Annotated in this window: 19 protein-coding genes; 14 read left to right on the top strand and 5 right to left on the bottom strand. The window is 60.6% G+C overall.

Annotation, left to right across the window (positions count from 1 at the left end; translation table 11 throughout):
* Positions 1 to 90: 90 nt before the first annotated feature.
* Together PspCFBP13528_RS07435 and ompR are read right to left on the bottom strand one after the other, a co-directional pair.
* Positions 91 to 1,404, bottom strand: coding sequence for an ATP-binding protein (locus PspCFBP13528_RS07435; RefSeq protein WP_065950030.1), 1,314 nt, complete (start codon positions 1,402 to 1,404; stop codon positions 91 to 93).
* A 116-nt stretch (positions 1,405 to 1,520) separates the two neighbouring features.
* Positions 1,521 to 2,261 (bottom strand): two-component system response regulator OmpR, encoded by a 741-nt coding sequence (gene ompR, locus PspCFBP13528_RS07430; RefSeq protein ID WP_015373500.1) that lies wholly within the window; start codon positions 2,259 to 2,261, stop codon positions 1,521 to 1,523.
* 356 nt (positions 2,262 to 2,617) lie between these two features.
* Here ompR and PspCFBP13528_RS07425 point away from each other — a divergent pair, with 356 nt between their 5' ends.
* The 9 genes from PspCFBP13528_RS07425 to PspCFBP13528_RS07385 all read left to right on the top strand — a co-directional run bounded on the left by PspCFBP13528_RS07425 (position 2,618) and on the right by PspCFBP13528_RS07385 (position 13,643).
* Positions 2,618 to 4,942 (top strand): Tex family protein, encoded by a 2,325-nt coding sequence (locus PspCFBP13528_RS07425; RefSeq protein ID WP_065950029.1) that lies wholly within the window; start codon positions 2,618 to 2,620, stop codon positions 4,940 to 4,942.
* On the top strand, positions 4,942 to 5,325 hold the full coding sequence (locus tag PspCFBP13528_RS07420) for a PaaI family thioesterase (RefSeq protein ID WP_065950028.1): 384 nt from the start codon (positions 4,942 to 4,944) through the stop codon (positions 5,323 to 5,325). The genes PspCFBP13528_RS07425 and PspCFBP13528_RS07420 overlap by 1 nt, the downstream gene beginning before the upstream one ends.
* A 214-nt stretch (positions 5,326 to 5,539) precedes the next feature.
* Positions 5,540 to 7,123, top strand: coding sequence for a glutamate--cysteine ligase (gene gshA / locus PspCFBP13528_RS07415; protein WP_065950027.1), 1,584 nt, complete (start codon positions 5,540 to 5,542; stop codon positions 7,121 to 7,123).
* Positions 7,124 to 7,359: 236 nt separating this feature from the next.
* Positions 7,360 to 8,337: a taurine ABC transporter substrate-binding protein gene (tauA, locus tag PspCFBP13528_RS07410; protein WP_137199917.1), complete on the top strand. Its 978-nt coding sequence runs from the start codon at positions 7,360 to 7,362 to the stop codon at positions 8,335 to 8,337.
* An 18-nt stretch (positions 8,338 to 8,355) separates the two neighbouring features.
* Positions 8,356 to 9,135, top strand: coding sequence for a taurine ABC transporter ATP-binding subunit (gene tauB / locus PspCFBP13528_RS07405; protein WP_101219790.1), 780 nt, complete (start codon positions 8,356 to 8,358; stop codon positions 9,133 to 9,135).
* A complete protein-coding gene (gene tauC / locus PspCFBP13528_RS07400) occupies positions 9,132 to 9,968 on the top strand; it encodes a taurine ABC transporter permease TauC (protein ID WP_065950024.1) in 837 nt (278 codons plus the stop codon). The genes tauB and tauC overlap by 4 nt, the downstream gene beginning before the upstream one ends.
* 11 nt (positions 9,969 to 9,979) lie before the next feature.
* On the top strand, positions 9,980 to 10,816 hold the full coding sequence (tauD, locus tag PspCFBP13528_RS07395) for a taurine dioxygenase (protein ID WP_101219788.1): 837 nt from the start codon (positions 9,980 to 9,982) through the stop codon (positions 10,814 to 10,816).
* A gap of 229 nt (positions 10,817 to 11,045) precedes the next feature.
* A complete protein-coding gene (locus PspCFBP13528_RS07390; RefSeq protein WP_137199916.1) occupies positions 11,046 to 12,689 on the top strand; it encodes a hypothetical protein in 1,644 nt (547 codons plus the stop codon).
* 36 nt (positions 12,690 to 12,725) lie between these two features.
* Positions 12,726 to 13,643: a hypothetical protein gene (locus PspCFBP13528_RS07385; RefSeq protein WP_241669071.1), complete on the top strand. Its 918-nt coding sequence runs from the start codon at positions 12,726 to 12,728 to the stop codon at positions 13,641 to 13,643.
* A gap of 65 nt (positions 13,644 to 13,708) precedes the next feature.
* Here PspCFBP13528_RS07385 and mgrA read toward each other — a convergent pair whose 3' ends face one another.
* From mgrA to epsC, 3 genes are all read right to left on the bottom strand, one after another.
* Positions 13,709 to 14,746, bottom strand: a complete 1,038-nt coding sequence (gene mgrA, locus PspCFBP13528_RS07380; RefSeq protein WP_065950020.1) for an L-glyceraldehyde 3-phosphate reductase — start codon at positions 14,744 to 14,746, stop codon at positions 13,709 to 13,711.
* Between the two features lie 150 nt (positions 14,747 to 14,896).
* Complete coding sequence (betT, locus tag PspCFBP13528_RS07375; protein WP_164484677.1) at positions 14,897 to 16,858, bottom strand: choline transporter BetT; 1,962 nt, start codon at positions 16,856 to 16,858, stop codon at positions 14,897 to 14,899.
* A gap of 412 nt (positions 16,859 to 17,270) precedes the next feature.
* Positions 17,271 to 18,197, bottom strand: a complete 927-nt coding sequence (epsC, locus tag PspCFBP13528_RS07370; RefSeq protein ID WP_101219784.1) for a serine O-acetyltransferase EpsC — start codon at positions 18,195 to 18,197, stop codon at positions 17,271 to 17,273.
* Positions 18,198 to 18,363: 166 nt separating this feature from the next.
* Between epsC and PspCFBP13528_RS07365 the strand changes: the two genes are divergently transcribed.
* From PspCFBP13528_RS07365 to PspCFBP13528_RS07345, 5 genes are all read left to right on the top strand, one after another.
* Complete coding sequence (locus PspCFBP13528_RS07365; protein WP_137199915.1) at positions 18,364 to 19,359, top strand: D-cysteine desulfhydrase; 996 nt, start codon at positions 18,364 to 18,366, stop codon at positions 19,357 to 19,359.
* 280 nt (positions 19,360 to 19,639) lie between these two features.
* Complete coding sequence (tcyJ, locus tag PspCFBP13528_RS07360; RefSeq protein ID WP_101219782.1) at positions 19,640 to 20,434, top strand: cystine ABC transporter substrate-binding protein; 795 nt, start codon at positions 19,640 to 19,642, stop codon at positions 20,432 to 20,434.
* Positions 20,434 to 21,099, top strand: coding sequence for a cystine ABC transporter permease (gene tcyL, locus PspCFBP13528_RS07355; protein WP_032878420.1), 666 nt, complete (start codon positions 20,434 to 20,436; stop codon positions 21,097 to 21,099). Before tcyJ ends, tcyL begins: the two co-directional genes overlap by 1 nt.
* 3 nt (positions 21,100 to 21,102) lie before the next feature.
* On the top strand, positions 21,103 to 21,849 hold the full coding sequence (gene tcyN / locus PspCFBP13528_RS07350) for an L-cystine ABC transporter ATP-binding protein TcyN (protein WP_065950015.1): 747 nt from the start codon (positions 21,103 to 21,105) through the stop codon (positions 21,847 to 21,849).
* A 314-nt stretch (positions 21,850 to 22,163) separates the two neighbouring features.
* On the top strand, positions 22,164 to 22,940 hold the full coding sequence (locus PspCFBP13528_RS07345) for a hypothetical protein (RefSeq protein WP_065950014.1): 777 nt from the start codon (positions 22,164 to 22,166) through the stop codon (positions 22,938 to 22,940).
* Positions 22,941 to 22,999: the final 59 nt, after the last annotated feature.

Raw genomic sequence — 22,999 nt, 5'->3', positions numbered from 1 at the left:
AGCTATCAGCTGCAAGAAAGGGCAAACACAGCCTGCCTTACTCTTGCAGCTTTTAGCTTGAAGCTTGAAGCTTGAAGCTTATGGCTGCCTCTATACCGCATCTCTAGGCAACATCAACCCAAGCGGCAAGCGCACCCGAGCTTCCAGCCCGCCCCCTTCACGGTTGCGCAACTCAACATTGCCGCCATGCATCGAAGCAATCCGCCGCACAATCGCCAACCCCAAACCGGTACCTTTACCGCCTCGGGCGCGGTCGCCACGGGTAAACGGGTTGAAGATGGCTTCGAGTTCAGCCGGGTCGATACCCGTGCCGCGATCCATCACGCTCAGTACGACATAGGGCGCTGCGCTGTCACCCGACACGTACGCCGCCACCTCCACATCCGAACCGGCATGATGCAAGGCGTTGCCGATCAGGTTGTTCAACAGGCGCTTCATCGACACCCTGCGCAAGGCAAACGGCTGAATCGGCTCCAGGCGCATGCGCACCTGCTCACCGCTCTGGTTGTAGGGCGCGACCACTTCACGTACCAGATCGGTCAGGTCAACCTCCTCCACAACCTCATCACGCCCATCACGGATGAACGCCAGGAACTGGTCAAGAATCGCGTCCATATCCTCGATGTCACGCACCATGTCATCGGTGAGGTCGGTAGGGTTGCCCATCAACTCCAGGGACAAGCGTAATCGCGTCAACGGCGTGCGCAGGTCATGGGACACCCCCGCCAGCATCAGTTCGCGCTCGCGTCCGGCCTGCTCGACATCCTCCGCCATCTGGTTGAATGCGCCGTAAACCTCGGTCATCTCACTGGGTGTATCGCTGACCGGCAGGCGCACGCTGCGCCCCTGGCCCAGTTGGCGGGCGGCAAATACCAGGCGCTTGAGCGGTTGGTTGAGCTGGCGCACAAAAATCCATGCGGACGCGGTTGAAAGCAGGCCGATGGCGAGGAACCAGCCCAATACGTTCCAGATTTTTTGCCCGCGCAACGGATGCGGATACAGCGGGACCTTGATCCAGGCATCGCCCAGACTGGGCGCCCTCACCCACAGCGCAGGCGAAACGTGCATGCGCAGCCGCACCTCGGTGTCGTCACCCAGCTCCGCCTGCATCTGGCGCTGGTAGATCTCACTGTAGGGCCAATGCTGCTCGCCCTCAGGCACGCCGGCACCATCGACCCGGATCAGCGTTGAGGCCTTGGCTACCTTTTCACGGTTCTCGGGGTCGACGGCCCAGTAGGCACGCAACGTCAAGGCGACGCCGTGGCTGTACTGCCGATCCACCAGCACATCCTCGTTCATCAACAGATAAACCAGGGTGAGTGCCTTGGAAAACAGAACGACGATCAGCACCAGCCAGAGGGTGCGGGAAAAGAAACTTTGCGGGAACCACAGCGGGGTTTTCATAGGAGACAGCTAGACACCTTGCAGGAACGAGCGGCGCTCGCAGAATTGCAGACGCCGAGCACCCCGTCGACCCTCATGGAATCAAACGCCGGATGCCCGTCCCTGCAAATCATCGGTCACTTGGTTGCGGTGCCATCCGGCACAAACACATAACCCACACCCCACACCGTCTGGATATACCGCGGCTTGGAAGGGTCCGGCTCGATCATCCGGCGCAGTCGGGAGATCTGCACGTCAATGGAGCGCTCCAGGGCGTCCCATTCGCGGCCACGGGCCAGGTTCATCAGCTTGTCGCGGGTCAGCGGCTGGCGAGCGTTCATCACCAGGGCCTTGAGCACCGCGAATTCGCCGGTGGTGAGCATGTGCACTTCGTCGCCACGCTTGAGCTCGCGGGTCGCCAGGGACAACTCGTAGTCGCCGAAGGTCACGCTTTCGTCTTCGCTGCCTGGCGCACCCGGTACCGGCGGTGCCTGGCGACGCAATACGGCCTTGACCCGCGCCATCAACTCGTCTGGGTTGAACGGCTTGGCCAGGTAGTCATCGGCGCCCAGTTCGAGGCCCTTGATGCGACTCAGCTCATCGCCCTTGGCAGTGAGCATGATGATCGGGATCTGGTTGTTCGCGCCACGCAGACGCTTGCAGGCGGTCAGGCCGTCTTCGCCAGGCAACATCAGGTCGAGCACGACCAGATTGAACACTTCGCGCCCCAACAGGCGGTCCATCTGCTCGGTGTTCGGCACCGCGCGCGCCCGGTAGCCTTTGGAGTTGAAAAAACGCTCCAGCAGGCTGCTCAGCCCCGGATCGTCGTCAACGATGAGAATTTTTTCGCCTTCAGCAGTTTGTGCAGTGCTGCTCATTAGATGCTCCTCTTATCTCGGCGCGCATTATGGCCTAGCTGCCGTTATACGCACCGTGTGCATTGTTAGCAGATTTTTCCTCTACTACCAGCTAAGCCGTGTCCTACAACCAGCGGCGCAGTAGCCCCCAAGGGCAGAACGCTGGTTATAATGCGGCGCCTTCGTGCAGGGCAACGTCAGATCGTTACCGTTTACTGCCGGGCTTTTTTTTACCCGCTTGTCGTGTTTTTTCGATTTCGAGGGTCAATAGGCTGCCTCTTGACCCAGGCAGCGGTGCCGGTCGGGCCGCTCAACCAGCCTCGCAAGGCCTTGTTTTCCGGGCCTGCGAGCTGCTTTTCAGAATTTCAGGTGGTTTTATGGACAGCATCAACAGCCGCATCGCCGAGGAACTCGGTGTACGCCCACAGCAGGTCGAAGCGGCCGTCGCGCTACTGGATGAGGGCTCCACGGTGCCTTTCATCGCCCGTTACCGAAAAGAGGTCACCGGCAGCCTTGACGATACCCAACTGCGGCACCTGGAAGAGCGCCTGCGCTACCTGAGAGAACTCGACGAGCGGCGTATCAGCATCCTTGCCAGCATCGAGGAACAGGGCAAGTTGACCCCGCAACTGGAACGCGACATCAAGCTGGCCGACACCAAGACCCGCCTCGAAGACCTTTACCTGCCGTATAAACAGAAACGTCGTACAAAGGGCCAGATTGCCCTGGAAGCCGGCCTGGGCGACTTGGCCGACGGCCTGTTCAACGACCCGTCGCTGACGCCTGAAACCGAAGCTGCGCGCTTTATCGACGCGCAAAAAGGCGTCGCCGATGTCAAGGCCGCCCTCGACGGCGCCAAGTACATCCTGATGGAGCGCTTCGCGGAAAACGCCAGCCTGCTGGAAAAACTGCGCACCTACCTGAAACAGGAAGCCATTCTCAGCGCCCGCGTCATCGCCGGCAAAGAGGAAGAGGGCGCCAAGTTTCGCGATTACTTCGAACACGACGAACCGCTCAAAAGCATGCCGTCCCACCGCGCACTGGCGATATTCCGTGGCCGCAACGAGGGCATTCTCAGCTCCGCGTTGAAAGTCGGTGACGAGCTGCCGGGCACCATGCATCCGTGCGAAGGCATGATCGGTCAACAATTCGGCATTCAGAATCAGAACCGTCCTGCAGACAAGTGGCTCGGTGAGGTCGTGCGCTGGACCTGGAAGGTCAAGCTCTACACCCACCTGGAAACCGACCTGCTCGGCGAGCTGCGTGAAGGCGCTGAAACCGAGGCGATCAACGTATTCGCCCACAACCTGCATGACCTGCTGCTGGCCGCACCGGCGGGCCCACGCGCGACCCTGGGCCTGGATCCGGGGCTGCGCACCGGGTGCAAGGTTGCGGTGGTCGACGCCACCGGCAAGCTGCTGGACCACGCCACCGTCTACCCGCACGTGCCGCATAACAAGTGGGACCAGACCCTGGCTGTCCTGGCCGCCCTCTGCGCCAAGCACGCCGTGGACCTGATCGCCATCGGCAACGGTACCGCCAGCCGCGAAACCGATAAGCTGGCCGCCGAGCTGATCAAAAAGTACCCGGCGATGAAGATGACCAAGGTCATGGTCTCCGAGGCGGGCGCTTCGGTGTACTCGGCTTCGGAGCTGGCGTCCAAGGAGTTCCCGGACCTCGACGTGTCCATCCGCGGCGCCGTGTCCATTGCCCGTCGCCTGCAGGACCCGCTGGCCGAGCTGGTGAAGATCGATCCCAAATCCATCGGCGTCGGCCAATACCAGCACGACGTGTCGCAGCTCAAGCTGGCGCGTGGACTGGATGCGGTGGTGGAAGACTGTGTGAACGCCGTGGGTGTGGACGTGAACACCGCGTCCGTGGCGCTGCTGGCACGTATCTCCGGCCTGAACGCTACCCTCGCGCAGAATATCGTCAACCACCGCGACGAGAACGGCGCCTTCAAAACCCGCGCCGCGCTGAAAAAAGTCGCGCGCCTGGGCGAAAAAACCTTCGAGCAAGCCGCAGGTTTCCTACGCGTAATGAACGGTGATAACCCGCTGGACGCCTCGGCGGTTCACCCGGAAGCGTATCCGCTGGTACAGCGGATTGCCGCCGAAACCGATCGCGACATCCGCTCGCTGATCGGCGATGCCGCGTTTCTCAAGCGCCTGGACCCGAAAAAGTACACCGACGAAACCTTCGGCGTGCCTACCATCACCGACATCCTGCAGGAGCTGGAAAAACCCGGCCGCGACCCGCGCCCCGAGTTCAAGACCGCCGAGTTCCAGGACGGCGTCGAAGACCTCAAGGACCTGCAACCGGGCATGATCCTCGAAGGCGTGGTGACCAACGTGACCAACTTCGGCGCATTCGTGGATATCGGCGTGCATCAGGACGGTTTGGTGCATATCTCCGCACTTTCGGAGAAGTTCATCAAGGACCCGCGCGAAGCGGTGAAGGCCGGTGACGTGGTCAAGGTCAAGGTGATGGAAGTCGACATCCCGCGCAAACGCGTTGGCCTGTCGATGCGCATGAGCGACACCCCCGGCGAGAAAATCGACGGTGCCCGCGGCGCTCGCCCTGGGTCGGCACCGCGTCCGTCGCAGAACACTGCGCCGCGCAAGGACACCGCGACAGCCGCACCGAGCAACAACGCAATGGCCTCGCTGTTCGCCAACGCCAAGCAGTTGAAGAAGCGTTGATGGATATTCCGGCCGGTTTGACCCAGAGCGCGTTCAGCGAACTGATCGGTTGCCGCCTGCAGCGCCTGGATGCAGGCGTTGCCGAGGTGGCCCTGAGCCTTGCGCCGCATTTACGCAATCGCGGGGGCAAGTTGCACGGCGGGGCGATTTTCAGCCTGGTGGACATCACCATGGGGCTGGCATGTTCCAGCGCCCACGGGTTCGACCAGCAGAGCGCGACCATCGAGTGCAAGATCAACTATATCCGCGCCGTTGAAGAGGGTGACGTGCTGTGCACCAGCCGGGTGATCCACGCCGGCAGGCGCACCCTGGTGGTCGAAGCCGACGTGTACCAGGACGAAAGACTTGTCGCAAAAGCACAGGGCACGTTCGCTGTCCTATAGCTCCCTGCCCCTGATTTGAGTTAATTTCGGCGCTGTGACAACAGCGTCGGAATTTTCTCGCTGCGCTGTAGCCCAATTCATGGAGTGAAGTAGGCATATTCAGAGCGGGTCAAATCGACTCAGAACCAGGCGATCACGCCAGTTTCAACTTCACCCTTGTAGACCGTCTTGCCCACCCCCATATTGGGGCGACTGACGCGTGAAGGAATCCAACTTGAGCGAACTTCTCAACCGCCGCCTGGCTCTGCTCGGCAAGCGCGAACACCTCTCCCTGCTAGAGCACTGCCTGCATGGCATCGAGCGTGAATGCCTGCGCGTCACCAGTGAGGGTCGCCTGGCCCAGACGCCGCATCCGGAAGCCCTGGGCGCCGCGTTGACGCACGAACAGATCACTACCGACTACTCGGAGTCGCTGCTGGAGTTCATTACTCCCGCGCTGCCCAACCCGGCCGATACCCTGAGCAGCCTGGACAAGATCCATCGCTTTGCCTACACCAAACTGGGCAGCGAATACCTGTGGAGCCCCTCGATGCCGTGCCCGTTGCCGGCCGAGGAAGATATTCCGATTGCCTACTATGGCACCTCCAACATCGGGCAGCTCAAGTACGTTTACCGCAAGGGGCTGGCCCTGCGTTATGGCAAGACCATGCAATGCATTGCCGGCATCCATTACAACTTCTCGCTGCCGGAACAGCTGTGGCCGTTGCTCAAGGAAGCCGAAGGCTTTGTCGGCACCGACCGCGACTATCAATCCACCGCGTATATCGCGCTGATTCGCAACTTCCGCCGCTACAGCTGGCTGTTGATGTACCTGTTTGGCGCCTCGCCGGCCCTGGACGCAGGCTTCCTGCGCGGCCGTTCGCACCAGCTTGAAGTGCTCGACGCCGATACCTTGTACCTGCCGTACGCCACGAGCCTGCGCATGAGCGACCTGGGTTACCAGAGCAACGCCCAGGCCGGCCTCACGCCGTGCTACAACGACCTGGCCAGCTACACCGACAGCCTGCGCGAAGCGGTGGCAACGCCCTACGCGCCCTATGTCGAAGTCGGCACGCACAAGGATGGTGAGTGGGTGCAGCTCAACACCAATATCCTGCAGATCGAAAACGAGTACTACTCCAACATCCGCCCCAAGCGTGTGACCTACACCGGCGAGCGGCCGATCCAGGCGCTGATGGCGCGCGGCATCCAGTACATCGAAGTGCGCTGCCTGGACATCAACCCGTTCCTGCCGATGGGCATCGATCTTGCGGAGTCGCGTTTTCTCGACGCGTTCCTGCTGTATTGCGCGCTGAACGACAGCCCGCTGTTCGCCAATAACGAGTGCGGCAACGCCACGTCCAACTTCCTCAGCGTGGTCAAGGAAGGTCGCCGTCCGGGCCTGCAATTGCAGCGTCAAGGCCAGACGGTGGAGATGAAAGAGTGGGCCGCCGAGCTGCTGGAGCAGATTGCGCCTCTGGCCGCCCTGCTCGATGAGAGCCATGGCATCACTGAACACAGCCAGGCGCTGGACGCTCAATTGGCCAAGGTCAACGACCCGTCACTGACGCCCTCGGCCCAGGTGCTGGCCGCGATGGCCGAGCGTAAGGAAAGTTTCGCGCAGTTCTCGCTGCATCAGAGCGAGGTGCATGCCGAGTACTTCCGCAAGGAACCGCTGCCAGCCGAGGAACAAGCGCGCTTTGAAGAACTGGCGCGTACGTCGCTGGCTCAGCAGGCCGAGCTTGAGCAGAACGAAGTGGGCGATTTCGATGTGTTCGTCGGGTCGTACCAGGCGAGCATCCTGGCCATCAGCAACTAAACCTTATGTGGGAGGGGGCTTGCCCCCGATAGCAGTGTGTCTGCCACTCAGTCAGTGACTGAACCACCGCCATCGGGGGCAAGCCCCCTCCCACATTTGCCCTGCATCAGGCTCAGGAATCGCTGCAACCCTTCTCCTCATAAGCTAATTCGAAAATGTTATTTATTTTCGGATTCTTAGATCATTTAGTCTCCTCACACGCCGCCCTCCTGGCTGCTTGATTGAGGAGCCTCCCTTTGAAACTGCCTACCCCACTGCGCTTGCTGGCGGCGTTATCCCTGGCCGGTGCCAGCCTGTTTGCCCAGGCGGCAGATGTGACCGTCGCTTACCAGACCACCGTAGACCCGGCAAAAGTCGCCCAGGCCGACGGCGCCTATGAAAAAGCCACCCACGCCAGGATCGACTGGCGCAAATTCGACAATGGCGCCGATATCATCGCCGCCATCGCCTCGGGTGACGTGCAGATCGGTTACCTCGGTTCCAGCCCGTTGACCGCTGCGATCACGCGCAAGGTGCCGGTGCAAACCTTCCTTGTTGCCACCCAGATCGGCGGCGCCGAAGCCCTGGTGGCGCGCGATGGTTCGGGGATCAACAGCCCTCAGGACCTGGTCGGCAAGAAGATCGCCGTACCGTTCGTGTCCACGGGGCACTACAGCCTGCTAGCCGCGCTGAAGCACTGGAACATCGACCCCTCGAAGGTGACCATCCTCAACCTCGCACCACCGGCCATCATCGCCGCCTGGAAACGCGGTGATATCGACGCCACCTATGTGTGGGACCCGGCCCTGGGCGTGGCCAAGGAAAACGGCAAGGTGTTGATCACGTCCGGCGAACTGGCCAAGTTCGGTGCACCGACCTTCGATGCCTGGATTGTGCGTAAGGACTTCGCCGAGAAGCATCCGGAAATCGTCACGGCCTTCGCCAAAGTCACGCTGGATGCCTACGCCGCTTACCGTAAAGACCCACAAGCCTGGCTCGCCGACAACGCGAACGTCGACAAGCTGGTGAAGCTCTCCGGCGCCAAGGCCAGCGACATCCCGCTGCTGCTGCAAGGCAATGTCTACCCGCTGGCCGCTGACCAGGTCACCCTGCTGGGCGCACCGACCACCCAGGCTGTCACCGATACCGCAGCGTTCCTCAAGGAGCAAGGCAAGGTCGACGCGGTGCTGCCGGACTACGCCCCTTACGTCAGCGCCAAGTTCATCACCCACTGATCCAAGGAGTTCATCGCAATGGCCTTGCTACAGCTGGAGCGCATCAGCGCACAGTACCCAGGCGCCCCGGAACCGGTACTGGCGGATATTTCACTTGAGCTTGGTCCCCGGCAATTGCTGGTGGCCCTGGGCCCCTCCGGCAGTGGCAAGACTTCGCTGTTGAACCTGATTGCCGGCTTTGTCGAACCGTCGGCCGGGCGTATCACCCTCGATGGCGTGCCGGTCAAAGGTCCCGGCGCCGAACGTGGCGTAGTGTTCCAGGACGATGCCCTGCTGCCCTGGCAGGACGTGCTGGCCAACGTCGCCTTCGGCCTGGAACTGGCCGGCGTGCCGAAGGCGCAACGTGAAGCGCGCGCCCGGGAAATGCTCGCGCTGGTGGACCTGAGCGGTTTCGACAGCCGGCGCATCTGGCAACTCTCCGGCGGCCAGAAGCAACGCGTCGGCCTCGCTCGCGCCCTGGCGGCCGACCCTCGCGTACTGCTGATGGACGAGCCGTTCGGCGCCCTCGATGCCTTCACCCGCGAACAGATGCAGGAACTGCTGCTGCAAGTCTGGCGGCGCACGGCCAAGCCGGTGTTTCTGATCACCCATGACATCGAAGAAGCGGTGTTCCTCGCCACGGACTTGATCCTGCTGGCGCCCAACCCCGGCCAGATTGTCGAGCGCCTGCAGCTGGATTTTGGCCAACGCTACGCGGCCGGCGAATCGGCACGGGCGATCAAGTCCGACCCGCGTTTTATCGAAACCCGCGAACACGTACTGGGCAAAGTGTTCTCGCAACGGCAGGTGTGCGCATGAGCAGCTATGAACTTCCCGCCACAGCGGCCAAGCCGCTGACGCGTGCGGCTATTCCGGCACGCCGCAGCCTCGGCACACGGTGGATCAGCGTACTGACACTGGTGGCCTTGCTCGCTATCTGGTGGGCGGTAACCGCCACCGGCTTGATCGAGCCCCTGTTCCTGCCGCCGCCCTCTGCCGTGCTGCAAAAAGGCTGGTTGCTGGCGACATCCGGCTACATGGATTCGACCCTTTGGCAGCATCTGGGCGCGAGCCTCAGCCGCATCGGCCTGGGCCTGGGTTTCGCGGTGCTGACGGCCGTACCAGTAGGGATTGCCATCGGCGCCAACCGTATCGCCCGCGGCATTCTCGACCCGCTGATCGAGTTTTACCGGCCAATCCCGCCGCTGGCCTATCTGCCGCTGATCGTGATCTGGTGCGGCATCGGCGAGTTGTCCAAAGTGCTGCTGATTTACCTGGCGATCTTTGCACCGATTGCCATCGCCACCGCGACCGGCGTACGCACTGTCGACCCGGCCAAGTTGCGCGCCGCGCAGTCGCTGGGCGCCACCCGCGCCCAACTGATTCGTCATGTGATCCTGCCAAGCGCCCTGCCCGACATCCTCACCGGGGTACGTATCGGCCTGGGCGTAGGCTGGTCGACCCTGGTCGCCGCCGAATTGATTGCCGCCACCAGCGGCCTGGGCTTCATGGTGCAGTCGGCGGCGCAGTTCCTGGTCACCGACGTCGTGGTCCTGGGCATCCTGGTGATCGCACTGATCGCCTTCGCCATGGAAATGGGCCTGCGCGCCCTGCAGCGTAAATTAGTGCCGTGGCATGGCCAGGCACACTGAGTGATGAACAAATGAGCAGCCTGACCATTACCCCTTTAAGCACTGCGCTTGGCGCCCAGATCAGTGGCGTCGATATCACCCGGGCGCTGAGCACCGAACAGCGCGACGCGATCGAACAAGCACTCCTCAAGCATTCGGTGCTGTTCCTGCGCGACCAGCCGCTCACCCCGCAACAGCAGGCACGGTTTGCGGCGAATTTCGGCGATCTGCACATCCACCCGATCTACCCCAACGTGCCGGAACAGCCCGAAGTGCTGATCCTCGACACCGCCGTGACCGATGTGCGCGACAACGCCGTGTGGCACACCGACGTGACCTTCCTGCCCACACCTGCCCTCGGCGCGGTGCTCAGTGCCAAGCTGTTGCCGGCGTTTGGTGGCGATACCTTGTGGGCCAGCGGGATTTCGGCCTATGACGCGCTGTCCGAGCCACTCAAGGCGTTGCTCAATGGGCTCACCGCCACCCACGATTTCACCAAGTCCTTCCCGCTGGAGCGTTTTGGCAACAGCGCCGACGATCTGGCGCGCTGGGAAGAAACCCGTCGGAAAAACCCGCCGCTGTCACACCCGGTGATCCGCACACACCCCGTCAGCGGCCGCAAATCGCTGTTCGTCAACGACGGCTTCACCACCCGCATCAATGAACTGGAACCGGCCGAAAGCGAGGCGATTCTCAAGCTGCTGTTTGCTCACGCCACCCGCCCAGAGTTCACCATTCGCTGGCGCTGGCAGGAAAATGACGTGGCGTTCTGGGACAATCGCGTGACCCAGCATTACGCGGTGGATGACTACCGTCCACAGCGCCGCGTCATGCATCGGGCAACCATCCTGGGCGATGCGCCGTTTTAATCCAACCGCCTCGGATGGCGATTCGCGTCGCCCCTGCACCGTTGCGTTCGAATGGCGAAAACCTCGTTAATTTCAAGATTTTTCCTATGGAAAAACGTGGCTCACGAAACGCTCTGTAACTCGTCAAGCGCTCACGTTCAGGAACGCACAAGGTAAGGCTCACCACTGACATCATGCGTCTAAAACGCCTGCGCAGTGACCCCTTAACGTGAATCCATTGAGTGCTTAAATGAATATCTCAACCCTATCGCCGTGGCTGACAGCTTTTGCGCCACAGCCTCATGAATCGACAAATAAACCACCTGCTGAACCCGCCCCTTCAGCCACAGGCACAACACTTGAAACACTGACACCGTCCACCGCCGCGCCCTACCGACGTGAAGATTTGCTCGCCATGTTAAGCGAGCTGACAAAGTTGATGAATACGCTCCAGAAGGCCCAGGACGCCCAGGACGCCAAGCCCGTCAAGCCTGACAGGCCAGCAACCGTTGCAGCGACGACCCACTCGACGGTGCGCACTGACAGCACGGAGTACCTTTCAAATAAAAAGGACAAACAAAAACCCGACGACGTGTTAGGTGGCCTGTTTTTCTCCCCCCATGTTACTTACCGCTCACTGACCACACCACACAGTTCCCATGTCGCGGGGATCAAGTTGGCCATGCAGCACTTTGGTCAAAGTCCAACCGATATTTACGCTCAAGTCACCCCTCTGGACACCGGGTTCAATGTGACGATGAAAGATGGCTTCAAATTATTCATCACGCATAAAGAGCTGGACCTTGCGAAGGCCGGTTCACAACTGCTGGGCAACGAGGACATGTTGAAAGACGCCAACTTTCTGTACGCGACCCTGGTCAAGCGAAAACAGCTCGAAAGTCGTGACCCCGCAGAACAGGCGAGTTATCCCATGGCCATGCGCAATACAAACAAGGGCGAACATGCCAGCAGCGTGTTGAAGCTCATGGGCCTGGAACACCATATGAAAGAGGTTAAGTCTGAGTCACTTGGCACGGGTCAGAAACTGGGTGTAACGGTTGTCTCGAATGGGGAATCCATGCTGGTTGTCGATGGTCACGAGGATTTCCACGGGACACCTTCCAGGTTAAGGCTGAAAAAGCAGGCCTACGTGCTATCGGATTCACCCGTCACCAACAGACGGGATGACATGAAGGATCCATCCATTGACTCACGCCCTGCACAGGTTCCGCCTTCCCCCCCGCAAACCAACGTCAAACCCCTTGCGGCACCGCCCGGCCCTCCCTCGCCTGAGGCGATGCCGGATATCTCTTCGAAGAGAAACGGTGAACGTCCAGTCAATATATTGACTGGCTTCAGTGACACACCCCGGGACTTTGGCGAGTTTCGCGAAACGGCAGCCTATGTTGACGCAATAAAACTGATGATGATGAAGTTCGGACAAAGCCCCACCGATTGCTTTCAACGGGTTGCCGCTGCCGGTGACGGCTATGACGTGACCATGAAAGATGGTTATGAAGTGCATGTTTCTCGCCAGGAGATACAGCGGGCCGGGCAAGCCTTGAAACTGTCAGGTGACGACAGCGAGATGATAAAGGACGCCAACTTCATGTTTGCGGCTTTTACCAAACGTCACCAGTTGGAACATGAAGATCCGGAGGTAATGTCCGACTTCGAGACGGCCCTCAGTGATGCGGTCCAGAATGGCCGGCATATCAAACCTATCCTGGAAAATATCGGCATGATCGGCCATATGCGCCATGTCCATGTGAGCGAACTGGAAGACCAGGATAGCGTCGGGTTTCTGTACGGTTTTGGCTTGGTCCTGGGCAATGAAAAAGCGCATCAATACCTGCCTTATGACGGGCACGGCTACGTACTCGACCATCACTGAATCGCTCACTCACACTGACTGAATACGAGGCGGCCTATGTTACTCAACACTGCCAGCGGCACTGCAGCGCTTAATCCTTCAATACCTTCCAGTCTCTACGCCGGTGCAGGCGTGAAGCCGAACGTCAAGGCACCGATGGAAACACCCGTCGCGGCCGGCCCGGAAAACAACCGAGACCTATACACGTCTATCGTTCAACAACTGAACTCACTGACCACCCTTCTCAACACCCTCATACAGCGCGCCAGCCCTGTTGCGCCTGCGGTTGACGCAGTGCCTCATCAGGTTGATCGCGATTCGCCAGCCCCTTTTCCCAATATCAACCCTCTGAACAAGCCACACTCTGACGAGAGCCCATTTATATCTTCGGTGCCGATCGGTACCAAGCCCAACGATATCTGGCGAGGTTTCTGGCAGGGCGCCGAAGGCAATTGTGTCACGGTGTCGGCGATCAAGCTGGCGATGATGAAATACGGCCATAACCCGCAGGGCATTTTCAAACAGATAACGCCTACAAAAACGGGGTTCGACGTGACCATGCAGGACATGTTCAAACTGCACATATCGCACGAAGAGTTAAAGCTGGCGAGGAACGGCAGCAACTTTGAGGGCGATGACCCGGACGTACTCAAGGACGCAGTTTTCCTGTATGCCGCCAGCGCCAAGCGAGCTCAGATGAAAAACCACGAAGGCACCGCCAGGCGCAGCTTCGAAGATGCAATGGCTTCATTGAATGACGGCGAGATACCGGGGGATGCCACTATGCGCCTGGGCTTAAATGCCAAACGGCGCTGGACCAACCCGGCTCAACTGGCAAAAGGGGGCCTGGGTACCGTAGCAGACGCGACACATTCAGTCGCCGTGATTGACGGTTATGCAGACCTTTACGGAAATAAGGTCAAGTTGTCTGAGTCGGGCTTCCAACATGCGCGGCGAGTGCTAACCCTGCGATGAGCGAAAAGCTGCAGTGTGCCTGCCACGATAAAGGTCAGCACCCCTAGCGAGCAGGCACGCTGCCATTACTCAGCCATTGACGGTTTTTCCCACAGATTGATCCCGCCTTCCTGGGCGAACCGATCGATTTGCGCCAGCTCTTCAGCGCTGAAGCTCAGGTTCTTCAACGCGCCGACGTTCTCGATGATCTGCTCCGGCCGGCTGGCACCGATCAGCGCGCTGGTCACCCTTGGATCCCGCAGGGTCCAGGCCAACGCCAATTGCGCCAGGCTCTGGCCGCGACGCTGAGCGATCTCATTCAGGGCGCGAACGTGGGCAATGTTCTCCTCGGACAGGTGTTGGGCCTGCAGCGAGCCTCCCCCCGGCCGATTCACCCGGGCATCGGCCGGTATGCCGTTGAGGTATTTATCGGTGAGCAAGCCCTGAGCCAGGGGCGTGAAGGCAATCACGCCGGCGCCGAGCTCTTCGGTGGTGTCGAGCAGGTCTTTTTCCACCCAACGGTTGAGCAGGTTGTAGGCCGGCTGGTGAATCAACAGCGGCACTTTCCACTCTTTGAGCAGCGCTGCCATCTCACGGGTTTTTACGCCGGAGTATGACGAAATACCGATGTACAACGCCTTGCCCTGCTGAACAGCGGTAGCCAGCGCACTGGCGGTCTCTTCCAATGGGGTGTCGGCGTCGAAACGGTGTGAGTAGAAGATATCCACATAATCGACACCAAGGCGCTGCAGGCTCTGGTCCAGGCTGGCCAGCACGTATTTGCGCGAACCGCCACCCTGGCCATAAGGACCGGGCCACATGTCCCAGCCGGCCTTGCTGGAGATGATCAGCTCATCGCGGTAGTGCTTGAAATCTTCGCGCAGCAAACGGCCGAAGTTGATCTCGGCGCTGCCGTAGGGAGGGCCGTAGTTATTGGCCAGGTCGAAGTGATTGATGCCCAGGTCGAACGCGGTGCGCAGCAGAGCGCGCTGGGTGGCGATCGGGGTGCTGTCGCCAAAGTTGTGCCACAGCCCCAGGGACAGTGCCGGCAGCACCAGCCCACTGCGGCCTACGCGGCGATAAGGAATAGATTCATAACGGTTTTCGGCAGCAATGTACGTCATCGAGTCCTCTCTGGGCTTGGGGCAAATAAGGCCTGGGAATAAGGTTATTCCCAGGCCTTTCAACCCGCTTAATCGCTTAAGTCTGCCTTTCCCTTTTACAGCAAAGACCTGCTTGAGAGGAACGCTATTGCCTACATTTGCTCAGCCGAATCAGCGCACCAGATGCAGGAACTGCAGGTGCCGCTCGTACTGGTCGAGAATGTCGTTGATGATCTGCTCCTTGGTGTAGCCCACCAGGTCGTAATCCTGGCTGCCCTCACGCAGGTGCACTTCGGCGCGATAGTAACGGCGGTTGTTGATCTCTTTGGAACCCATGCCGCCACGGGCGAACGACGGCGTGAAATAGCCACGCATCTGCACCTGGTAGATGAACGGATGCTCCTCGCCATGGCCGATTTCCAGGCTGACACTGTCGTTGGCCGGGTCCGGCTGGGTGACCACGTTCAGGCCCTTCTCGACAAACACAGCCGTCACTTCTTCGATCGCCGGGCGCACCGTCGACTCGAGGAAGCGGTACACCTCATCCCGCGAGGGGAAGTGCACGGCCTGGCTCAAACGCTGTCGCCAGCCGCCACGGCCTTTGCGCGACGCTGAAATCGGCGCCAGCGAATGCAACTGGGCGATCTGCTTTTGCGATTCGAGATAGAACGCCTTGTGCAGCCCCCACATCATCAGCAACAGGATCAGCGAGAACGGCAGCGAGGTCAGCACGACCGCTGATTTCAACGAATCGATACTGCCGGCAAACAGCAAGGCGCTGGTGACCAGGGCGGTCATCGCGCCCCAGAACACGCGCAGCCATTTCGGCCCGTCTTCATCGGCGTTGCCGCCTTTGGACGACAGGGTCGACAGCACCACCGTGCCTGAGTCCGCCGAGGTCACGAAGAACACAAAACTGATAAACACCGTGACCGCAATCACGGTTTTACTCCACGGGTAGGTTTCCAGCAGCAGGTACAGGCTCATCGACGGTTCATCAATGGCCGACTGGCCCAAGGCGGTCATGCCATGGTTAAGCACCTGGTCGATGGCGCTGTTACCGAAGATCGACATCCACGCCAGGGTGAAACCCAGCGGGATCAGCAGCACGCCAAACACGAATTCGCGGATGGTGCGACCACGGGAAATCCGCGCGATGAACAGGCCCACGAACGGCGACCATGCGATCCACCAGGCCCAGTAGAACACCGTCCAACCGCCCAGCCAGTCACTGGGTTTGTCGTAGGCGTATACGTCGAAACTCTTGGTCGGCAGCGCACCGAGGTAGTCGCCGATGTTCTGGATCAAGGTATTGAGCAGGTGCTGGGTGGGCCCGGCAAACAACACGAACAGCAGCAGCGCGCAGGCCAGCAGCATGTTGATGTCGGACATCACCCGCACACCCTTGTCGACACCGGCCACCGCAACGATGATCGCCGCGCCCATCATCAAGGTGATCAAGCCCACCTGGATCCACTGCGTATGGGCGATGCCGAACAGGTAATCCAGGCCGGAGTTGAGGTGCAGCACGCCAAAGCCCATGTCGGCGCCCAGGCCGAACACCGTGGCAATGATGCCAAAGCCATCCACCGCGTAACCGATCGGGCCATTGATGCGCTTGCCGATCAACGGGTACAACGCCGAGCGCAATGCCAGCGGCAGGTTATGCCGGTAGGCGAAATATGCCAGGGCCATGCCGACAAACGCGAACACGCCCCAGCCGTGCAGGCCCCAGTGCAGGAACAGGATCTGCATGGCCTGGCGCGCCGCATCGGCGTTCATCGCCTCGCCCTGGGGCGGTTGCACCAGGTGAGTCAGCGGTTCGGACACACAAAAGAAAAACAGCGTGATGCTGATCCCGGCGGCAAACAGCATGCCGGCCCAGGACAGGTAACTGAATTCGGGCTCGTCGTGGTCGGCACCGAGTTTTATCTTGCCGTAGCCCGATAGCGCGGTGACCACCACGAAGACCAGATACAGGGTCATCGCCAGCATGTAGTACCAGCCGACCGTATTGGCCGCCCAGTTTTGCGCCGCCAGCAGCCAGGCACCGGCCTGCTGCGGGATAGCGATGACAGTGATGCCGAACAGCAGAATGGCCGTGGCGGCAAAGTAGAAAACGGGCGCATTCATGCGCACCAGACCGCTGGGTGGGGTGGACGATGCACTCATGAACGATGCACCCCCGAGGTGTGAAATGTGGCTGTCAATAACGGACTCAGCAAAGGTAAGCCTCCTGTTGTGAGCGGGCAGCGAACCACCGGTTTAACTTGAACGAACGTTCAAGTTAAACATGAATGGGCGGTCTGGGACTAATTTCGGGGCTGAGTGGTAGACAATTCTTACACTAGCTCAAGGACTGGTATGACGGGTGGAGATCGGAAATCGTTCAGCGCTAGCAGGGAGAAATCCGGTAGGAATCTGGAATGCAATCAAAATGTGGGAGGGGGCTTGCCCCCGATAGCGGTGGATCAGTCAACTTATCTGTAGCTGACACACCCTAATCGGGGCAAGCCCCCTCCCACAGGGGATTTGTGCAGACGCTTTACTTCTGCGCCCCATCATCGTGCTGCAAATTCGCCTGGGTAATATTTGCCCCCGCCGGCACGTTGCGGGTCAGCCATACGTTGCCGCCGATGGTCGAACCCTTGCCGATGGTAATCCGCCCCAGGATCGTGGCGCCGGCGTAAATCACCACGTCATCCTCAACAATAGGATGACGCGGGTGTCCTTTTTGCAACTGCCCATCCTCATCCGCCGGGAAGCGCTTGGCACCCAGCGTCACGGCCTGGTAGATGCGCACCCGCTCACCAATGATCGCCGTCTCGCCAATCACTACACCGGTCCCGTGGTCGATAAAGAAACTCGGGCCGATCTGCGCGCCGGGGTGGATATCGATTCCCGTAGCCGAGTGGGCGATTTCCGCGCTGATCCGCGCCAACAACGGCAAACCGGCGCGGTACAGGTGGTGGGCCAGGCGGTGGTGAATCACCGCCAGGATGCCGGGGTAGCACAGCAGCACCTCATCCACGCTGCGCGCGGCCGGGTCACCGTGGTAGGCGGCCAGTACGTCGGTGTCCAGCAGGCTGCGCAAGGCAGGCAATGCCAGGGCGAAATCCTGGATCAGGCGAATGGCATGGGCGTCGACCTGGCTGTCATCCTGGCCGCCCTGACGCGCGGCGTAGCGCAGCTCCAGCCGGGCCTGGGCAAGCAGAGCGTTGAGGGCGACGTCAAGGGTATGCCCGACGTAAAAGTCTTCACTTTCTTCGCGCAGGTCCACCGGGCCCAGCCGCATCGGGAACAGTGCACCGCACAACGCTTCGAGAATCTGCGCCACGGCCTCGCGGGACGGTAATTCGCGACCACCATGCTCGCCGCTCAAGCGACCGTTGCGCGTTCGCCACTGGTCCCGGGCGCTGCGCAGTTGGCTGACGATGGTCTGCAATTGCCAATGGCTGGAACGCTCACTCACGGTATTCACTCCTGACGAAATGGCCATCACTTTACGGTATGCGCCCCGGCAACCCTTAAGAACCAATGGTATGAGGCTAAGAACCTTCCGACATAAGCGATTTGCCGTTGCCCGATGAAAAGTGCCTGCCTATAGTCGTCCGATTACTCAGCCACCGTGCGTAGCCATGATCAGACAACAACTTGACCGCTTTAACCGTCTGGACCTGTTGGGCGGCGTCACCGCCCTGGAAAAACTCGAGCGGCTGTCGGCCTGGTTGGGCAGGGACATCTACGTCAAGCGCGATGACACCACCCCGCTGGCCATGGGTGGCAACAAATTGCGCAAACTTGAATACCTGGCCGCCGACGCCATCGCCCAGGGCGCCGACACCCTCGTCACCGCCGGCGCTATCCAGTCCAACCATGTGCGCCAGACCGCCGCACTGGCCGCCAGGCTCGGCCTGGGCTGCGTCGCCCTGCTGGAAAACCCTACCGGCACTGACGACCCCAACTACCTGGGCAACGGTAACCGTCTGTTGCTCGAACTGTTCGACGCCAAGGTGGAGCGGGTCGAGAACCTCGATAATGCCGACGACCAGCTCAACGCCCTCGCCGACCGCCTGCGCAGCAACGGCAAGAAGCCCTATCTGGTGCCTATCGGCGGCTCGAATGCCCTCGGCGCGCTGGGTTATGTGCGTGCAGGCCTGGAGCTGGCAGCGCAGATCGAAGACAGCGGCCTCGACTGTGCGGCGGTGGTACTGGCCTCCGGCAGCGCAGGCACTCACAGCGGCCTTGCGCTGGCGCTGAGCGAAGCGCTGCCGAACCTGCCAGTGATTGGCGTCACCGTGTCGCGCACCGACGAAGCCCAGCGCCCGAAAGTCCAGGGCCTGGCCGAGCGTACCGCCGAGCTGCTCGGCGTGGCGGTGCCCGAGGCATTCAAAGTGATCCTGTGGGACGAATACTTCGGCCCGCGTTATGGCGAACCGAACGCGGGCACGTTGTCGGCGATCAAACTTTTGGCCAGCCAGGAAGGTCTGTTGCTCGACCCGGTCTACACCGGCAAGGCCATGGCAGGCTTGCTGGACGGCATCGGGCGTCAGCGGTTCGGGGACGGTCCGATTATTTTCCTGCATACGGGCGGGGCACCGGCGCTGTTTGCCTATGACTCAGTATTCAGCTGACTGAATGCGGACTGACTGTGGGAGGGGGCTTGCCCGCGATAGCGGTGGGTCAGGCACAGATGAATTGACTGACACTGCGCCATCGGGGGCAAGCCCCCTCCCACATCGGACCTCTTTCATATTCAAAAATAGAATATGAAGTTGTATTTTTATTATTTTCAAGTCTTAAAAACCCGCCTTATCATCGCGCCGCAGGCGAAGACGCGGTTCTCGCTTTAAGGCAGGATACGGCTACTGCGTCACCGGCTTCGCTCACCATAAAAAACCATAGGGGCTCTTCATGACTATTTCTGTATTGCGTCGCACATTGCTGGTCGGCACATTGGGCCTGGCGCTCGGCGCAGGCATGCTCGGCCAGGCGGTTGCCGGCGAACAACTGGACGCCATCAAGAAAGCCGGCGAGATCAAGATCGGCCTGGAAGGCACCTATCCACCGTTCAGCTTTGTCGATGAAAGCGGCAAGCTCAGCGGCTTCGAGGTGGAGCTGTCCGAGGCGCTGGCCAAGGAGCTGGGCGTCAAGGTCAAGCTGCAGGCCACGCCATGGGACGGCATCCTCGCCGCCCTCGATTCCAAGCGCCTGGACGCCGTAGTCAACCAGGTGACGATCTCCGAAGAGCGCAAAAAGAAGTATGACTTCTCCAAGCCCTACACCATCTCCGGTATCCAGGCGCTGACCCTTGAGAAGAACGTCGACACCATCAAGACCGCCGGCGACCTGGCCGACAAGAAAGTCGGTGTGGGCCTGGGCACCAACTACGAACAATGGCTCAAGGACAACCAACCCAAAGCCATCATCAAGACCTACAACGACGACCCGACCAAATTCCAGGACCTGCGCATCGGCCGCATCGACGCGATCCTGATCGACCGCCTGGCCGCTCTGGAATACGCCAAAAAAGCCAAGGACACCGCCGCTGCGGGCGAGGCGTTCTCTCGCCAGGAATCGGGTATTGCCCTGCGCAAAGGCGAACCCGAGCTGCTCGACGCGGTGAACAAGGCCCTCGACAAGCTGCGCGCCGACGGCACCTTGAAGAAGCTGTCCGAGAAGTACTTCAACGCTGACGTCACTCAATAATGGAAGCAGGTTTGCAACTCGCACTGGACTCCGCGCCCTTTCTGCTCAAGGGCGCGTATTACACGGTGATCCTCAGCCTGGGCGGGATGTTCTTCGGCCTGCTGCTGGGTTTCGGCCTGGCATTGATGCGCCTGTCGCGCTTCAAGCTGCTGAGTTGGACGGCGCGGGTCTACGTGTCGTTCTTTCGCGGCACGCCCTTGCTGGTGCAGTTGTTCCTGATCTACTACGGCTTGCCGCAAGTGGGTATCGAGCTGGACCCGATCCCGGCCGCCATGATCGGCTTTTCGCTGAACATGGCCGCCTACGCCTGTGAAATCCTGCGGGCCGCCATCGCGTCCATCGAGCGGGGCCAGTGGGAAGCCGCCGCGAGTATCGGCATGACCCGCGCGCAGACACTGCGCCGCGCCATCCTGCCGCAGGCAATGCGCACCGCACTGCCGCCGCTGGGCAACAGTTTTATTTCGCTGGTCAAGGACACGGCGCTGGCCGCCACCATCCAGGTGCCCGAGCTGTTCCGGCAGGCCCAACTGGTCTCGGCGCGCACCTTCGAAATTTTCACCATGTATCTGTCCGCCGCCCTGATCTACTGGATCCTGGCGAGCATCCTGGCGCATCTGCAAAATCGTCTGGAAGACCGGGTCAACCGGCATGACCTGGAGTCTTGAAGCATGATCGTGGTTGAAAAACTGACCAAAAAATTCAACGGTCAGGTGGTGCTCAACGGCATCGACCTTGAGGTCAAGGCCGGCGAAGTCGTGGCCATTATCGGTCCCAGCGGCTCCGGCAAGACCACCTTCCTGCGCTGCCTGAATTTTCTCGAAGAACCCACCAGCGGCCGTATCAAGGTGGGCGATATCGAAATCGACAGCAACAAGCCGCTCAACCAGCAACAAAGCCTGGTGCGACGTCTGCGCCAGCACGTGGGTTTTGTATTCCAGAACTTCAACCTGTTCCCCCACCGCACCGCACTCGAAAACGTCATCGAAGGTCCGATCGTGGTCAAGAAGATGCCACGCGACGCGGCGACCGATCTGGGTCGCAAGTTACTGGCCAAGGTCGGCCTGGCAGGCAAGGAGGCGGCTTATCCACGGCGCTTGTCCGGCGGCCAGCAACAGCGTGTGGCGATCGCTCGGGCCCTGGCCATGGAGCCTGAGGTGATTCTGTTCGACGAACCCACCTCGGCCCTCGACCCGGAACTGGTCGGTGAAGTGCTGGCGACCATCCGCAGCCTGGCCGAAGAAAACCGCACCATGGTGATCGTCACCCACGAGATGAGCTTTGCCCGGGATGTAGCCAACCGCGTGATCTTTTTCGACAAGGGCGTGATCGTTGAGCAGGGTGAAGCCAAGGCGCTGTTCGCCAACCCCAGGGAAGAGCGCACCCGGCAGTTCCTGAGCAAATTTCTCGCCCATTGAATCGGTCTTCTGTGGCCGGCGCACACGCTCGCTCGCCACAGAAGCGGTTCCTACAAAGAATCGCCGCTGCTGCTTGTAAAACACTCTGCCAGGCCCCTCCTGCAATACCCCTTCCAGTCAGACCCTTCTGAATCTACTCCAACCCGCCGTTTAGCCCTTTGCCGCCATTGACGCCCCCGGCGCAACCCTCTTATCTAGCGTCCAGAGGATTGGATCCTATCCCGGCTACTCACTGAATCGTTCTTTCGGCCCCTTTGCGCACCCGCGCCCAAGGCCCGGAACGATTGCTGCTGGCTGCATCAAGGAGATCACATATGACGCACACTACTATCCCAGCCATGCTGACCGCACCCACCCTGCCCCAGGCCGTTCGAAACGGCATCAGTGCCCACGCGGCCGCTCAACTGCAGGTCGACATCGCACCTTACCCCGGCATGGAGGAAGGCGACCTGATCGAGCTGTTCTGGAACAACTGCTTTGCCGCTTCACGCCGGGTGACGGCCGGCAAAATCGGTACCCCGACCCACCTGCGGGTGCCGGAAAGCTTTGTACAGGATGGCCCGGCCCGGGTTCACTACCAGATCATGCAGATCGGTCACGGCCCCGCGCGCTCTGCCACCACCCAGGTACGGGTCAAGACCAACTACCCTGGCGGGCAGCCGTCGAATCTGTACAGCGACGAGAACCAGAACCTGGCACCCGTCAGCCTGCCCGAGACCATCCGCCGCCACGGCGTCAACAGTCGCCAGGTGCAACGCGGTATTCCGCTGTCCATCGAGCCTTACGCGAACATGGCCAGCGGCGACGCCATCACGCTGCGCTGGGGTGACGTACGCATGGATCTGCCGAAAATCCAGGCCGGGAGCGTGGGCATGCCCGTTCAGGTCTGGGTGCCTTCGGCGGTCATTATCGAAGGCGGTGACGACTGCCGCCTGGAGGTGACGTACTGCATCCTGGATCGCGTCGGTAACAATTCGCGCTGGGCACCGGCCCGTACCTTGCGCATTGCCGCCTGGATTCCCATGGGCTCGGACGCGGCCAAGGCCACGTATCAACCTCGCCCGTTCGGCTCCCCCTGCGAACCGGGGTGACGACCCTTCTATGCATATTCCTAAAAGTTAGTTTATTTAAAAAATAAACACGCTTAGGG

The organism is Pseudomonas sp. CFBP13528 (genome assembly GCF_005233615.1).
In the GTDB taxonomy this organism is placed as follows: domain Bacteria; phylum Pseudomonadota; class Gammaproteobacteria; order Pseudomonadales; family Pseudomonadaceae; genus Aquipseudomonas; species Aquipseudomonas fluorescens_AM.
This window is presented reverse-complemented; position numbering and strand designations above follow the sequence as displayed.